General features: G+C 53.2%; 11 protein-coding genes. 6 read left to right on the top strand and 5 right to left on the bottom strand.

Annotated features, from left to right (window positions below):
• Positions 1–144 precede the first annotated feature (144 nt).
• Positions 145–1,713, bottom strand: coding sequence for a beta-N-acetylhexosaminidase (gene nagZ / locus BM412_RS26900; protein ID WP_256256610.1), 1,569 nt, complete (start codon positions 1,711–1,713; stop codon positions 145–147).
• 81 nt (positions 1,714–1,794) lie between these two features.
• Positions 1,795–3,588 carry a galactose-binding domain-containing protein gene (locus tag BM412_RS32800; protein ID WP_091224788.1) on the bottom strand — a complete coding sequence of 598 codons (1,794 nt, stop codon included), beginning with the start codon at positions 3,586–3,588 and terminating at the stop codon, positions 1,795–1,797.
• A 343-nt stretch (positions 3,589–3,931) separates the two neighbouring features.
• On the opposite strand from BM412_RS32800, the gene BM412_RS26890 reads away from it, so the two are divergent.
• The 3 genes from BM412_RS26890 to uvrA all read left to right on the top strand — a co-directional run bounded on the left by BM412_RS26890 (position 3,932) and on the right by uvrA (position 9,504).
• A complete protein-coding gene (locus BM412_RS26890) occupies positions 3,932–4,276 on the top strand; it encodes a hypothetical protein (protein WP_091224787.1) in 345 nt (114 codons plus the stop codon).
• A 27-nt stretch (positions 4,277–4,303) separates the two neighbouring features.
• Positions 4,304–6,469: an exosporium glycoprotein BclB-related protein gene (locus BM412_RS26885; protein WP_091224786.1), complete on the top strand. Its 2,166-nt coding sequence runs from the start codon at positions 4,304–4,306 to the stop codon at positions 6,467–6,469.
• 527 nt (positions 6,470–6,996) lie between these two features.
• The gene (uvrA, locus tag BM412_RS26880) at positions 6,997–9,504 is read left to right on the top strand and encodes an excinuclease ABC subunit UvrA (protein ID WP_091224785.1); all 2,508 of its coding nucleotides are present in this window, start codon (positions 6,997–6,999) and stop codon (positions 9,502–9,504) included.
• A 67-nt stretch (positions 9,505–9,571) separates the two neighbouring features.
• Here the strand turns inward: uvrA and BM412_RS26875 are convergent, their stop codons facing one another.
• Entirely contained in the window at positions 9,572–10,594 is a 1,023-nt protein-coding gene (locus BM412_RS26875) for an SDR family oxidoreductase (RefSeq protein ID WP_091224784.1), read from the bottom strand.
• Positions 10,595–10,674: 80 nt separating this feature from the next.
• Positions 10,675–11,040, bottom strand: coding sequence for a DUF4180 domain-containing protein (locus BM412_RS26870; RefSeq protein ID WP_091224783.1), 366 nt, complete (start codon positions 11,038–11,040; stop codon positions 10,675–10,677).
• Between the two features lie 229 nt (positions 11,041–11,269).
• Between BM412_RS26870 and trpB the strand changes: the two genes are divergently transcribed.
• Both trpB and BM412_RS26860 read left to right on the top strand, forming a co-directional pair.
• Positions 11,270–12,433, top strand: a complete 1,164-nt coding sequence (gene trpB, locus BM412_RS26865) for a tryptophan synthase subunit beta (RefSeq protein ID WP_091224782.1) — start codon at positions 11,270–11,272, stop codon at positions 12,431–12,433.
• A gap of 24 nt (positions 12,434–12,457) precedes the next feature.
• Positions 12,458–13,165 (top strand): histidine phosphatase family protein, encoded by a 708-nt coding sequence (locus tag BM412_RS26860; protein ID WP_091224781.1) that lies wholly within the window; start codon positions 12,458–12,460, stop codon positions 13,163–13,165.
• Positions 13,166–13,213: 48 nt separating this feature from the next.
• On the opposite strand, the gene BM412_RS26855 is transcribed toward BM412_RS26860, so the two are convergent.
• A complete protein-coding gene (locus BM412_RS26855) occupies positions 13,214–13,900 on the bottom strand; it encodes a TetR/AcrR family transcriptional regulator (protein ID WP_091224780.1) in 687 nt (228 codons plus the stop codon).
• A 177-nt stretch (positions 13,901–14,077) separates the two neighbouring features.
• On the opposite strand from BM412_RS26855, the gene BM412_RS26850 reads away from it, so the two are divergent.
• Positions 14,078–15,529 carry a DHA2 family efflux MFS transporter permease subunit gene (locus BM412_RS26850; protein WP_091224779.1) on the top strand — a complete coding sequence of 484 codons (1,452 nt, stop codon included), beginning with the start codon at positions 14,078–14,080 and terminating at the stop codon, positions 15,527–15,529.
• The last annotated feature ends 39 nt before the right edge of the window (positions 15,530–15,568 follow it).

Genomic DNA, 15,568 nt, shown 5'->3' with positions numbered 1-15,568 from the left:
GATTTACCCTGCACCGGAATCACCTTCTATCTCGTTTCTCTTATATCTTCATGATAAAGTGATTCGATGCAACGAAATACTCCCTCGATCAACGAAAAGAGTCTGCGATTCAACGCGCTTTTGCAATTCATTATTCCAGTGGATTTATAAATTGGATGACGTGTGAAGCTCGATAAACGCCCGCATGCTGATCTCCGAAGTCGAGCAAATCGAGACCACGCTGCTGCTTGCCGGAAGCTCGCTTGCATCGTACGGATTTCGAAGCACGAGACACAGATGAGGCTTGGATTCGGCGCAAAGCTCAGCTAACTTCAACTGTTCCCGGAACATATGGGCGTTAATGGTGCACTGGATGACGACATCCACGGTGGGCAGTAACTCCAGAATTCCGGCTATCTCGTCTGGTGTCGGCTGCTGCGAGATGTAGGCCGTTACCATGTTGTAATGTTGTTCGGCCAAGTAACCTGCAAGCGCAATTTCCTTGCCCTCCGTGCTGTCAGCCTGAGTCAGCTTGCGCTGCCTTGGCATAATCAGCAAATACGTAGGATCATGTGACAGCGGGAGCAGCCCTGCCGGATCTCTCGTGGTGACAATGGAAGAGGTCGCGATATGAAGTGCGGTCATTTCGGCTTCGTGCATGGTTAGCGGAGCCGCGTGTCGTCTGTAGGATGCCATGCGCAGCTTGAGTGCAAGAATTCGGCTTACTGACGCATCGATTTGGCGCTCCGGTATACCGCCCTGCTCGACAGCCGCTATAATGCCTGTCATTACGCGATCTTGAAACTCCGGTGTATGGCACATCAGAACCTGATCATTGCCTGCTTTCACCGCAAGTACCCCTGCTTGCTCAGGAGTGAAGTACAGTCCGATAGCATGCATTTCTATATCATCCGTACAAATAACGCCTTGATAACCAAGCTCACCCCTAAGCAGTTCCGTGACAAAATATCGCGATAGCGACGCCGGCAGCCCGCCCGCTTCCGTAATTTGATCGAACACCACATGCGCCACCATAATCGCGTCTACATCGGCTTCAATAGCCGCCTTGAACGGCACCAGCGCCTCGCGGTGCAGCTGCTCCAGCGTGAGGCTGCAAGTCGGCAGCGCCTTATGCGAATCGACCGCAACATCGCCGTGCCCGGGAAAGTGCTTGGCCGTAGCCGCGACGCCCGAGCGATGCATGCCCAATATAAATGCCTGCCCATAGGCTGCCGAAATGGCGGCATCTTCATGGAATGAACGGACACCAATGACCGGATTAAGCGGATTGGTGTTGACATCAAGAACCGGCGCCCAGTCCATGCCAATTCCGAGGTGGAACAGCTGACTGCCGATTACTTTACCCGTCAAATAAGCAAGGCCCGCATCCTCCGCCAGCCCAATCGCCCGATTGCCCGGCACCGAAACGTAGAAGTCGGTCAGGTTGGACAAGCTTCCGCCTTCTTCGTCGATTGACAGCAATGCCGGATAAGGCAGACCGTTTCTCGCCGATGCGGCTTCAATATCCGTCACCAGCTGCTTAAGCTGCTGCTCAGAGCTGATGTTATGTGGAAACAGGCCTAATCCCCCTACCTCGGTTTCGCCGATTCTGCCTCGATCCTGTTCGGTTACTTGTTGTCCCGGCACGCCTGTTACGCACATCAGTGCAACCTTTTGCTTCAAACTGAGTTTCTCCAGCATCGTTTGCACTTTCTCTTCGTTGAATGCGATCATTGGGTCTGCCCCCTCATTGTTATATAGAAAAATCCCGACCCATGTCAGACATGGATCGGGATTTGACTTTATCCCTTGCCTTTAGGAATGATTGACCCACAAGTTCATCCAGTTCGTCTGATCCGGTGTATAGAACGAGGAGCCGTACACGCCGGCATTGCGTCCGATAAAGTTGCTCCACCAGAAAATGCCCGCTCCGTACACATTCGCGCCGCCCGCAATAGCCGCATTTAGACCTTCGGCTGCTTTCTGCAGGCTCTCCACGGCAGGGTCATGATACACCGTGCCATCCGCTGATTTCAGCTCATACGAAGGCAGCGTCGGTACCAGCTGGCTGCGAACGCCGCCCGGTCCGGTATTGCCGATGGCATTGCTGTATCTTGTAATCTCGTTCGTCCATAGTGTCTTAAACGAATTGGCGGTCGTAATATCCGAGCCCCAGCCCATCGCGTCGTAGATCATCGGGTTCATCATGTTGACGATGGCAGCGACTTGACCGATATAAGCGTTGCTCCACTGGTAGCTGCTCACGCCGCTGTATGGCGGATCTGCCGGTGTGGAGATCGAAAAATTAGTATTCGAAGCCAGTGCGTTATTGCGCAAATATTGCAGCGTATTCAGCAATGTGGTGTCATTCGTCATGAAGCCTTCAATATCCAAATGAACGCCGTCCGCCTTGTAGAACGGACCAGTTCCGCCGACTTGGACGCCAACGTTAACGAGCGTATTGATAATGGCATTGACGTTCGTATTAAACGTCGCATTGCCGAAGTTTGGATTGCCGACCTTCGTTCCGCTAACTCTTGTAAAACGGCTGCCGTAGTTGAGGTCGATAATAATCAATTGGTTCGGATCCGTCAGTCTGGAGTTCTTAATCCATGTGGCCAGACCTGCGTAACCCGCTGCAGGCAAGGTGCCGTTAGTTGAAGTGGCGGAATCGACCAGCACGCCGATATCGGCAAATTGGTACTTGATCTTCTTGGCCGCGAGCTCGTTCACGTAGGTCGCGATGTTTGCCGCGCTCTGCGCCGAAGCGAACCAAGCCGAGTTTAGGAAGGTAGCGTTGTTCACATGACAGTTGGAAGAGCATCCGCCGCCTGAAGCAGTGGTTGTAACCGACAGCGGCGAGCTCGCAGCTGAGGCGTTGCCTGCGGCATCCTTCGCTTTCACCGTAAACGTGTAGGACGTGCTGGCTGTTAATCCGCTGATGACAGCGGTTGTACCTGTTACGTTAACCGGGTTTGCGCCGTTCTTGTAAACGTCGTAGCTGGTTACGGCGACGTTATCGGTTGAAGCGGTCCACGAGAGGTTTACGCTGGTTGAGGTTTGTGAAGGAGAAGTCAGTCCTGTAGGTGCGGTTGGTGCCGTTGTATCTCCGCCGCTGCCACCGCCGTTATTGTAAACTTCCAGCTCAAAGATTTCGTAGTAGATATCGGCTTTGCCCGTCAAATACACCCGAACATACTGCGCACTGGTTGACGTGAAATTTGCAGTCGTCGTCCCTCCTGCTCCGCTTGTTGTCGTGTATTTATCCACCCAGTTCGAAGCATCTGTGGAGGTTTGGATCTTGAAAGCCGACGCATACGTGTATTGCGGCCATTTAACCACAACGCTGTCAATCGTTTGCAGCGAACCTAAGTTGACGTAAATCCATGAGGTGGCTTCGGATTCCGCGCTTGCCCAACTGGTGGCTGTGCTGTTGCCATCTACGGCCTTGGCGCCTCCATAGCCGGTTGCCCAAACGGATGATGTGGTGGTGGTTTTGTTCAGTGCGAGATTGGTTGCGGCGAAGCTGATGGCGGGAAAAAAGGTAGCGAGAAGCGAAATGAGGATGAGGAGAATAGCCGGCTTGCGTTGCCTGAGAATCTTGGACATAATTGAACCCCCCTAACGAATTAGTGAAGCAGCTAGTATCACAAAGATGGCTATATATAATTATTCCATTGGATTTATTAATTATAAGTTACGATTGGATGCTGCGTCAATCTAGATTTCATAGCATCCAAAAAGCGGATTTCTTGGATCGAAAGTCGCCTAAATTTACAATATTTATGAGATTTATACTCGTTTATCCACACGGTTGAATCCCTATTGAATACTACTATGATAGAGCCAAAAAAGTTGTCCATTACTTCAGGTTCCTCGTCTAGCAGCTTCTGCTTATACGAACTAGTTTACAACGAGTTTAACGAAATCTAATTCGAGAGGGGGAGAACCAATGCCCTTCCTGTCAACCGGCCCCGTTGCTAATCATGCCGTCGGCGCAATCGACCGTGTTCAGCAATTGGCGGTGCGGATGGTTAATCGGGATTTGCAAAGCATGTCCACCGTCCTTGTTCAAGGATTTTACTTGAACGGGGGTCGCACCATGTATGTTAATGAGCTGGTTAGCTTATTACCCAATCAAACGTTTTCAAAAGTGTATTACGCCGACTTTGACGCTTACGAGTATCAATTTACGATCGAAGGTGCTGGCGCCAATCAATCCGAGGTATCTGCTTGGGGTAAAACCGGCACTGGCCGTTTAGTTGACACCCATCGCTTTATCGCGGCGGAATCTTAATCCAATCAATAAGGAGGAATTAATAAATTGCCTATTTTCTCAACTGGACCGATTGAAAATAGTATTGCCGCAGAAACCGGAACTAGACCTACACAAACCGTAACGATCAAAATCGATAACAGTCATTCTACTGACTCGTATATCCTTTATCTTACGGGCTATTATGTGGGCACTGTGCGATCACTATATGTCGAAGAATTGTTTGTGGTCTTTGCCAATCAGGTCGTTACCAAAACCTATTTCGCTGATATAGATGCATTTGAATTTATCTTCGACGCCTCAGGTGACGGAGCATCGTCTGCTCAAATTTCGGTTTGGGGCAAAGATGCCGGCGGTGAACTGGTTGCCTCCCATCGTCTGGTTACCAACGAATTGTTGAGTGACGCCGGCGGAGTGATCGGCGCCACTGGCGCGACCGGTGCTACCGGTGCTCCTGGTACGCCTGGTGCTGCCGGAGCCACTGGTGCCCCTGGTGCTGCCGGGGCGACTGGCGCGACCGGTGATCCTGGTACGCCTGGCGCTGCCGGAGCCACTGGTGCCCCTGGTGCTGCCGGGGCGACTGGCGCGACCGGTGATCCTGGTACGCCTGGCGCTGCCGGAGCCACTGGCGCGACTGGTGCGACCGGTGATCCTGGTACGCCGGGCGCTGCTGGGGCGACGGGTGCGACCGGTGCGACCGGTGATCCTGGTACGCCGGGCGCTGCTGGCGCTACTGGCGCTACCGGAGCCACCGGTGACCCTGGTGCGACTGGGGCAACTGGTACGCCTGGTGAACCCGGTGGTCCTACAGGTCCAACCGGGGCGACTGGTGAACCTGGAGCGCCTGGTGCTACCGGCGCGACTGGTGCGACCGGTGATCCTGGTACGCCTGGCGCTGCCGGTGCTACTGGTGCGACCGGTGACCCTGGTACGCCTGGCGCCGCCGGAGCTACCGGTGCGACTGGCGCAACCGGTGATCCTGGTACACCTGGCGCCGCTGGAGCTACCGGTGCGACTGGTGCGACCGGCGATCCTGGTACACCTGGCGCCGCTGGAGCTACTGGTGCGACTGGTGCGACCGGTGACCCTGGTACACCTGGCGCCGCTGGAGCTACCGGTGCTACTGGTGCGACCGGTGACCCTGGTACGCCTGGCGCCGCTGGAGCTACCGGTGCTACTGGTGCGACTGGTGCTACCGGTGATCCTGGTACGCCTGGGGCCGCTGGAGCTACTGGTGCTACTGGTGCGACCGGTGACCCTGGTACACCTGGCGCCGCTGGAGCTACTGGTGCTACTGGTGCGACCGGTGACCCTGGTACACCTGGCGCCGCTGGAGCTACCGGTGCTACTGGTGCGACTGGTGCTACCGGTGATCCTGGTACGCCTGGGGCCGCCGGCGCAACCGGTGCTACTGGAGCTACTGGTGCGACCGGCGATCCTGGTACGCCTGGAGCTGCCGGCGCGACTGGTGCTACTGGTGCGACCGGTACACCTGGTACTGTCGGCGCGACTGGAGCTACAGGCGCAACCGGCGATCCTGGTACGCCTGGGGCTGCCGGAGCTACTGGTGCTACCGGTACACCTGGTACTGTCGGCGCGACTGGCGCTACTGGAACGACCGGTGCTACTGGCGCGACTGGCGTTGGCGCTACAGGGGCTACTGGTGCTACCGGAGACACCGGCGCTCCCGGAAGCGGTGCTATCATTCCATTTGCTTCAGGGTTGCCTTCCACTTTAACAACAGTACTTCTCGGGCTTCTCAACACTTCAAGTGTGATTGGCTTTGGAACCAATGCATCGAATATCACCATTACAGGCGGAACCATAGATCTTACCGGGGGAGCCGGTATCTTACTCAACGAAGCATTCTCGGTTCCGCGCGCAGCAACCCTGACATCCATGGCTGCATACTTCAGTACTACAGCAGCATTAACTCTAGTAGGTTCTACTGTAACCATAACAGCCCGGTTGTTCCAATCTACTACGCCTAATAATGCCTTCACTGCGGTTCCTGGAGCAGTTGTAACATTAGCCCCTGCTCTCACCGGAACACTGAGCATTGGTGATACCAGCAGCGGAATTACAACAGGACTCAGCATTCCCGTAGTAGCAGGTACCCGACTATTAATGGTGTTCACCGCAACGGTTACTGCCGGCATCGATGTTGCAACAGTTATTGCCGGTTATGCAAGCGCCGGAATCTCCCTCGTCTAATACAGACATGAAACTAATAGTCATCTATTCAAAGGCCCTCCTTCATGGAGGGCCTTCTGTCTGTCGAGAATCTCGCTCCCCCGAAGTCTAACGGTTGCCAGTGCGCCTAATCTCCACTTTTTTAAGCATTCTGAATTTCTAACGGTTGCCAGAGAGGCTATTTCACGATTTAGGCATGGTTTCCGCCCTAAAATGGACAAATAAGCTCCAAAATAACCGTTAGAGAAAATTCAAAGCCAAAAAGGACCAAATAAGCACTGTGGCAACCGTTAGAACACAGCCCCTCCACTCTGGCAGGGGGATCATCTATCGAGCAGAAGACAAATCAAATTAGTAAGTTTCTCTTGAGGCCCTTCTATGCAGAGGACCTCTTTTCTATGTACAAAGCCTCTAACTGAAGATTAACGCACCATGACAAAGTTTTTACTCTACAATCTTGCTATCATCGACATGAAATCCCAATAACCTTAGCATTTGCACCAATGTTATATAATAAGGTTAGTTCTTCATTAGGGAGGAAAATAACGGTGAACGATTGGATCGAAATCAAGGATGCGTATGAGAACAATTTAAAGCATGTTTCCCTTCGCATTCCGAAGTACAGGCTTGTTGTGCTGACAGGGCCATCCGGCTCCGGCAAATCAACGCTTGCAATGGATACGCTGCAGCGAGAATGCCAACGTCAATACATGGAATCGATGGGCATGGTCTCCGACTCCATCAATAAACCCAAGGTCGGCGCCATCATTGGCCTTTCCCCTTCAATCAGCGTCGGTCAGCATGTCACGAACCGCAATCCACGCTCGACAGTAGGAACCGTTACAGACATTTACACTTATTTACGGGCGATTTTCTCCCGGGCAGGGCACCGTGCTTGTCCTTCCTGCGGCGAAAGCATCCCTCCCGGGCCCGCGACCACTGCCCATATAGGAGCAGTTGAAGAAGACGACCGCCAAGAATGGGTGAATTGTCCAAAATGTCATACCGCTGTCGAACGGCTGACCATGTCGCATTTCTCGTTCAACCAGCCGCAAGGCGCATGTGCAAGCTGCTCCGGCCTTGGCATGGTCTCCACACTGCGAATGGAAGCTGTGTTCGATCAAGAGAAAAGCCTGCGAGGGGGCGGCGTGCCGTCCCTATTCGAGATGATGATCGACTATTATACCGTCATCTTGAAGGCAGCGGGCGAATATTACGGCTTCCGCTTCGATCCGGACCTTCCGCTCAAGGACTATAACGAAGTACAGCGCGACCTGCTCTATTATGGTGTGGAGAGCGAGCAGTTTATGCGCCATTATCCGGATATGAAACCGCCGAAGAAAGTGAACAGCGGCAAATTCGAGGGCATTCTTACCGGAATATGGCGGCGCTTCAAAGAGAAAGGGCCGGATGCGGAGGGCGGCATGAACACAGCCTCCGTCTTCCATCAACAGCTATGCCCGGACTGCCATGGGGCGAAGCTGAATGAACTTGCCCGCTCCGTGAAAGTAGGCGGCGCGGCCATTCACGAAATATCCGATTGGCCGCTTGGTCATGTATATGACTGGGTAGGTCGCCTCCATAATGAACTGTCCCCTGACAGCCTCGAAATGCTGGAGACGATCGTATCCGACGAAATCCCCTCCCGTTTGAAACGGATTCTGGATGTCGGACTCGGCTATCTGTCGCTCAATCGGCAATCCATTACGTTGTCGGGCGGTGAAGCACAGCGGCTGCGGCTCGCATCCCTGCTCGGTTCGGGTCTGACAGGCGTCCTCTATATTCTCGATGAACCGACCGCCGGCCTCCATCCGCGGGATACGGACGGCCTCATTCAAGTGCTGAAGCAGCTTCGGGATCTCGGCAACACCGTGCTGGTCATCGAGCATGATGTGGAGATGATGCGAGCGGCCGATCATGTCATCGACATGGGGCCGGGCGCCGGCAGCACCGGCGGGCGGGTCGTGGGCGAGGGCTCGCTGGACGATCTAATGGCCGCTGAGGAATCGGTAACCGGGGCTTATCTGCGCGACGAAGCGCATTACAAGCTTACCCGCAAAAGTCGCCGCCAAGGCAATGGTCACAAGCTCACCGTGCGCAATGCACATGCCCGCAATTTGAAGAACGTGACCGTCTCGTTCCCGCTTGGCTGCCTCGTAGCGGTAACCGGCGTATCCGGATCAGGCAAATCCACCTTGCTCTTCGACTTGCTGGCCGAAGGGGCCAACAATAACTTACAGCCGGAAGGCTGCGGCGGCATCGAAGGGACCGAGGAAGTCGGCAACTGGATAACCGTAGATCAGTCCCCCGTAGGACGGATGCAGCGCTCTAACGTGGCGACTTACACCGATATGTTTACGGCGATGCGCAATTTATACGCAGGGCTGCTGGAGGCGAAGAAGCTGAAGCTGACGTCGAAGCACTTCTCCTTTAACACACCGGGCGGACGCTGCGAGAACTGCCAAGGGCTTGGTGTCATTACCGTGGATATGCACTTCCTGCCGGACATCGAGGTTCGCTGCCCGGCTTGCAAAGGCCGCCGCTTCCAAGAAGAAGTGCTGCGCGTTACCTATGAGGGTTACTCCATCTCGGATCTGCTGGATCTGACCGTTCAAGAAAGTCTCGCCGTCTTCGAAGGCGCGGCGAAGATGGCCGACACCATCAGCCTGCTCTGCGAAGTCGGTCTCGGCTATCTGCACTGGGGCCAATCGGTGCGGACGTTATCCGGCGGCGAAGGCCAGCGGCTGCGACTTGCCAAGGAGCTCGGCAAACGCACGAAGAAACACACGTTATATCTGCTCGATGAGCCAACAACCGGTCTGCATCCGGCCGACGTCAGACAGCTGACCGTGCTGCTCGACAAACTGGTCGATGCAGGCAATACGGTTATCGTCGTCGAGCACAACATGGAGCTGATTCGCGAATCCGACTGGATCGTCGATATCGGTCCCGAAGGCGGCGAGCTTGGCGGTACCGTTATGGCGGAAGGCACGCCCGAACAAGTCGCGCAGGTACGCCAATCGTACACAGGCAGATACTTGCGGGAAGCACTGTAAGCAGCACCAAAAAAGCCGCTTCACCCCCACAGCTGAGGAGGAGAAGCGGCTTTATTTTTCTAATCGGCTACTGGCCTTTAACGGACGCGATCGCCCCTTGCAGCGCATCGATCACCTTATCGCACCAAATATCGAATTCGGGATCTTCCGTTTGGCATTCCGGATGAGCGAGTACATGGGCCACGGTCTGTTTAACCCCTTGATCGAAGCGAGTGGAAGCGACAAAGTCGGGAACAAGCCGTTTGAGCTTCGCATTATCGAACACGACGGAATTGGCTTTATCCCCGATCAAACCGCCCGTATAATCCTCTTTGCTGCATGCCGCCAAGAACTCCGATGACACATGAACCGCTTGAAGTTTAACGCCCAGCGCATCCGCGATGGCCGCGTAAATTTGGTTCCAGGTCACCGTTTCGTCGGATGTAATTTGAACGGCTTCTCCGATTGCGTGAATGTTGCCCATTAAACCGATGAACCCTTTTGCAAAATCGCGATTATGCGTCATCGTCCACAAGGAAGTGCCGTCGCCGTGTATAATAACCGGTTTGTTCGCCAGCATCCGCCGGGCAACCTGCCAACTCCCCTTGCTGCCATGTACGCCAAGCGGAATGGAACGCTCATCATACGTGTGACTAGGTCGTACAATCGTAATCGGGAAACCTTGTTCCCGGTATTGCTTGATCAAATATTCTTCGCACGCGATCTTATTGCGGGAGTATTCCCAATAAGGATTGGCAAGCGGCGTGCTCTCCGTGACACGGTAATCCGACAGCGGCTTCTGATAGGCAGAAGCGGAGCTGATGAAGATGAACTGTTTGGTTTTCCCATGAAACAACCGATAATCCCGCTCGAGCTGCTCCGGACGAAACGCAATAAAGTCTGCCACGACATCGAAGCTCAAGTCTTCAATCAGCTTGGCTACTTGACTTTCATCGTTAATATCCGCTTGAAGCACCTTTACATTAGCAGGCAAACTCTCGTTGCGATTGCCTCGGTTCAACAGATACAGCTCACATCCGTCAGTTTCCGATAACTGCTTCGTAATCGCGGAACTGATGATGCCTGTTCCCCCGATGAATAATGCTTTCATAAGCCACCTCCGAGAAAGAAGAATTAGAAAGATACTTTACTTATTCTCTTCTTGTCCGCGTACTCCTCTTGACTGACTACTTAAACGCCATGGAGCGCATCCAGGGCAGCCTGCTGATCCTTTAGGAAAAACACCTGCTTGCCGTGATTGCTCTCATAGATGAAGTCCTTCAAGCTCTTGCTGTCATAGCCTTCGTAGTCCCCTACGATCGCCAGCTTCAGTTGGTAATTCGTAAATTTCTGCAGAATGTCCCCGGCAATTCGGGTTTTGAGGTCGAAGAAATCTTCCGTTACATTGGATTTGCTAAGCAGTATTTTGTCGCAGTCCTCGTTATATCGAACGGTTGCCATTAAATCCAGCGCACTTTGCACGTCTTCGATGAGGATATCCGAACTTTCAATAATCGCGACTTTCGAGTTTCCTTGCTGATGAACGGTAATATTCACAGGTACACACCTTCCTTATTTGCCTTGCCACACGGCACTCGAATGCCCGCAGCTGCAGTACAATTCTATATTCCTTACTATACACTTCCATTTGCAGAAAATCCTCGTCTTTATTCGACCTCTTGTTTTCTTCCGTTTACCAATATTTTCAATGACAATCTCACATAGTATGATAGGATAAAAGAAATTCGCTTCATATCCTATATCCCGTATTGGAGGCGCTTTCAAGATGAGTGATACGCATGTGCAAGAAGGATACTTCGGTGAGTTCGGAGGCAGCTTTGTACCGCCTGAATTGCAAGAGGTGCTCGATTATTTGAGCGCGCAGTTCTATGCCTATAAAGATGATCCCGAGTTCAACGAGGAATTGCGCTATTATTTGAAAGAGTACGTCGGCCGTGAAAATCCGCTGACCTTCGCCAAGCAGCTGTCTGAAGCATGGGGCGGTCCCAAGATTTACTTGAAGCGCGAAGACCTGAACCATACCGGCGCCCACAAAATCAACAATGTGGTTGGCCAAATTCTGCTCGCCAAACGGATGGGTGCCAAACGAATCATTGCCGAGACGGGCGCCGGCCAGCATGGCGTGGCAACCGCAACGGCATGTGCCATGTTCAACATGGACTGCGTCATTTATATGGGAGCGGAGGATACGCGTCGCCAATCGCTCAATGTATTCCGCATGGAGCTGCTTGGTGCAACCGTCGTTCCGGTTCATAAAGGACAAGGCCGGTTGAAGGATGCCGTAGACGAAGCGCTGAACGATCTCATCAAAAACTACAAAAATACATTCTATCTGCTCGGTTCCGCAGTTGGTCCGCATCCTTTCCCGACGATGGTGAAGCATTTCCAATCCGTCATCAGTGAAGAGTCGAAGCGCCAAATCCTGGAGAAAGAAGGCCGACTTCCCGATGCGGTGCTGGCTTGTGTCGGCGGAGGCAGTAATGCGATCGGCGCTTTCGCCCACTACTTGGGCGAGCCTTCCGTAAGGCTTATCGGTGTGGAGCCCGACCAGGCGCCAACCTTGACCGAAGGCGTGCCAAGCATCATCCACGGGTTCAAGTGTCTGGTGCTGCTTGACGAGGAAGGCAATCCGAAGAAGACATATTCGATTGCCGCGGGTCTCGATTACCCGGGGATCGGTCCGGAGCACAGCCATTTGAAGGTAACGGAGCGAGCTGAATACGTAACCGTCAGCAACGAAGAAGTATTAGCTGCCTTCCAAGAGCTGTCTCGTACAGAAGGCATTATCCCGGCGCTTGAAAGCGCGCACGCGATCGCGTATGCGAAGAAGCTCGCCCCAACCATGAGCAAGGACCAAATTATTATCGTGAACTTGTCCGGACGCGGCGACAAAGATGTGGAGCAAGTGTTCCATATGCTGAAGAAATAAAGGCATGGGAACCGGAGGTACGCGATGAAAATCTATATTATTCGTCATGCAGAGCCTGATTACCCGAATAACACCATCACATCGCCCGGTCATCTGGAAGCAAAAGCACTCGCGGAACGGCTGTCCGGCACCAAGCTTGACCGCATTTACAGCTCGCCGCTGGGACGAGCCCTTCATACGATGCAGTATACCGCCGATAAAATCGGGATGCAGGCGACCGTTCTGCCGTGGCTCCAGGAGCTGGGCGGCTGGCAAATGACGAATCGGAACGGCCATCCCATAGTCGCATGGAATGCCGATCACACGTGGGTCCGCGAGCATCGGCCGTTCCCTTCCAGCGACGATTGGCATGAGCGGGCGCCCTACAATGATCTTTCCTTCGCAGAACGATTCCAAGAGATTAAGGATCACTCGGATCGCTTCTTCTTGGAGAACGGCTACCGCCGCGAAGGCGGGCGCTATAAGATTGAGCAATCGAACCGAGATACGATCGCAATCTTCTGCCACCTTGGCTTCGGCCTTGCCTGGCTGTCCCATCTGCTCGAGCTGCCGTTGCCAATGGTCTGGTCCGGCTTCTGGATTGCGCCAAGCTCCGTCACTACCGTGGTCATGGAAGAGTACGACCACGGCTGGGCAGCTCCGCGCTGCTACGGCATCGGAGATGTCGGACATCTCTACCATGCCGGACTGCCGCTCAGCAGCGCGGGCTTGATCGCGAACAATATTAATTAACAAAGAAGCCTGCGGAGACTACTGCTCCGCAGGCTTCTTTGTGTCCTATCAGGCTGCGCCGTAGGTGACTTTGCGCACCAGGTGTTCGATTCGTTCCACCATCGACGAATCATCGATCTGCACATAAACGTCAGGCTTGAATAGCTGCAGCTTCTTGAGTTGATAATAATCGCTTATCGCGTTTCGCAGCGTCAGATTCTGCTTCATCAGGCAATGCGGGTCCAGCAAATTCCGGAACATCAGCTCGTCTTGCAGGATAAGCAGCGTCGCATTGAGCTCCTGCATGTAGCCCTCTTTCATGCCGCGTTCATAGAACTTGCGCAGCCTTTCATTACGCTCGCTAATGGCCACATTCAGAGAAGCCATCAACTGCGGATATACCTCGCGCAAATCGTTGAAGAACACTTCCGTACTATAGTTGGCAATAAGCAGCGACTGAGCGAATGCGGACTGAAAGCCATCAATATAAGCCTTACTGTCGCCTTCGGCAAGCTTCGCTTCAGCGCAAACAATATATTTGATAAAGAGTGCCGTTAATCGTTCAATAATCTCGTCGCGAGAAGTGAAATACTTGTATAACGTTGCTTTGGACAAATCCATGGCTTTCGCGATGTCATCCATACGAAGTCCCTGAAACCCGTTCGATTTGATGGGATGCAGCAGCTTGGTTACGTATTTATCCTTCGTGGATTCATCGGTGTATCGGCAGCTTTGCGTTTCGCCTGTCGGTTCCATAAAGCGCTCACACTCACTTTCTTCCTTTCTAGTATACACAAACCTGACATTAAAATAAACTTAATATACAAAGTAAACTAAAATCGATAAAAGTAGTTTACTTTGTATGAGTATTGCAGTATGATCAACTCTACAATAGGCCAACGGCCTTTATTACGATTGGAGTTGAGTTTACTCATGGATCATTCAGGTGTACCGAATGTTCGGTTCTGGCCCATTATGATTGCGATCTTCTTTGGCGCCTTTCTCAGTATTCTGGGTATCAGCACGATTAACGTCGCGCTGTCGATTTTTATGCAAGACTTTCATGCTAGCTTGAGTACGGTACAGTGGACGCTGACCGGCTTTATGCTTTCGCTTGGTACCGTCGCTCCGCTGACCGGTTATCTCGGGAATCGATTCGGCTACAAGAACGTGTACTTGTATGCCATGGTCGGATTCGTCATATTCTCCTTGCTGTGCGGCTTCTCTTGGGGGATCGGCTCGCTGATCACCTTCCGCATTATCCAAGGTATCTTTACGGGTTTGGTCCTGCCTGCAACGATGACGATCATCTTCCAAGTCATTCCGAAGGAGCGGCAGCCTTTCGCCGTTAGTATCTGGGGACTTTCGGCGATGCTTGCGCCGGCATTCGGACCGACGATCAGCGGCTGGCTCATCCAGCAGTTCAGCTGGCGCTGGCTCTTCTTCATCAATGTGCCGATCGGATTGATTGCCATCGTGTTTATTGTCGCGATGATTCCGAACTATCGCATCGGCAAATCCACCGGCTTGGACAAAATCGGGCTGGCAACGGTCGTTCTCAGCAGCGTATCGCTTCTGGTTGCGCTAAGCCAAGGGCGTCAATGGGGCTGGGATTCCGGCAAAACAGTGGGGCTCTTCGTCTTCGGGGCCGTGATGCTTATCTTGTTCATCTGGCGCGAGCTGCGCACAGACAATCCGCTGCTTGACCTGCGGGTATTCGGCAATTATCGTTTCTCCGTCACGTTGCTGGCCAATACGATCATCACGATCAGCCTTTATTCCGGCACGCTGCTCGTTCCGCTCTTCTTGCAGAACGTTCAGCAAATCACACCGATGGACACGGGCTTGATCCTGCTTCCATCCTCCCTGATCATGGCGCTCTCCATGCCACTTGCGGGTAAAATCTATCCCCGCTTCGGTGCCAAATGGTTAACGGTCGGCGGACTCGTGCTCATCATATGGGGCAGCTATGAAATGACGCATATGCACAATGATACCTCGCATCTGTACATCATTTTCTGGATGGCGGTGCGTAACCTCGGCGTATCATTCGCCGCGGCCGCAACAAGTACGGCGGGTATGGAAGAAATTCAACCGCAGATGGTTGGGCATGCTTCCTCGGTGACGAACTGGATTCGTAACGTAGGCGGTTCCTTCGCCATCGCGCTATTCACTTCACTGCTCGCTTCGCATACGATCACGCATGTGACGGAGCTGACAACTGCCGGTACGGAAACCGCAAATCTCATTCCGCTGTTTGGGTTTACAATGAGCGTGAATGACGTCTTCATGGTTGCAACGTATATTGCAGTGGCTGCGTTGCCGTTCACCTTCTTAATTCGTAAACAAGCTCGTCGCACGCAGCCTGCTGCGGTAGCGGCTTAATCATAGCGGCGCAGAGGGTTCCAGCCCTCTGCGCCGCTT

It is taken from the genome of Paenibacillus sp. BC26 (genome assembly GCF_900116125.1).
GTDB lineage: Bacteria > Bacillota > Bacilli > Paenibacillales > Paenibacillaceae > Paenibacillus_Z > Paenibacillus_Z lignilyticus.
The sequence above is the reverse complement of the archived record's forward strand: the minus strand, read 5'-3'. Positions and strand labels throughout refer to the sequence as shown.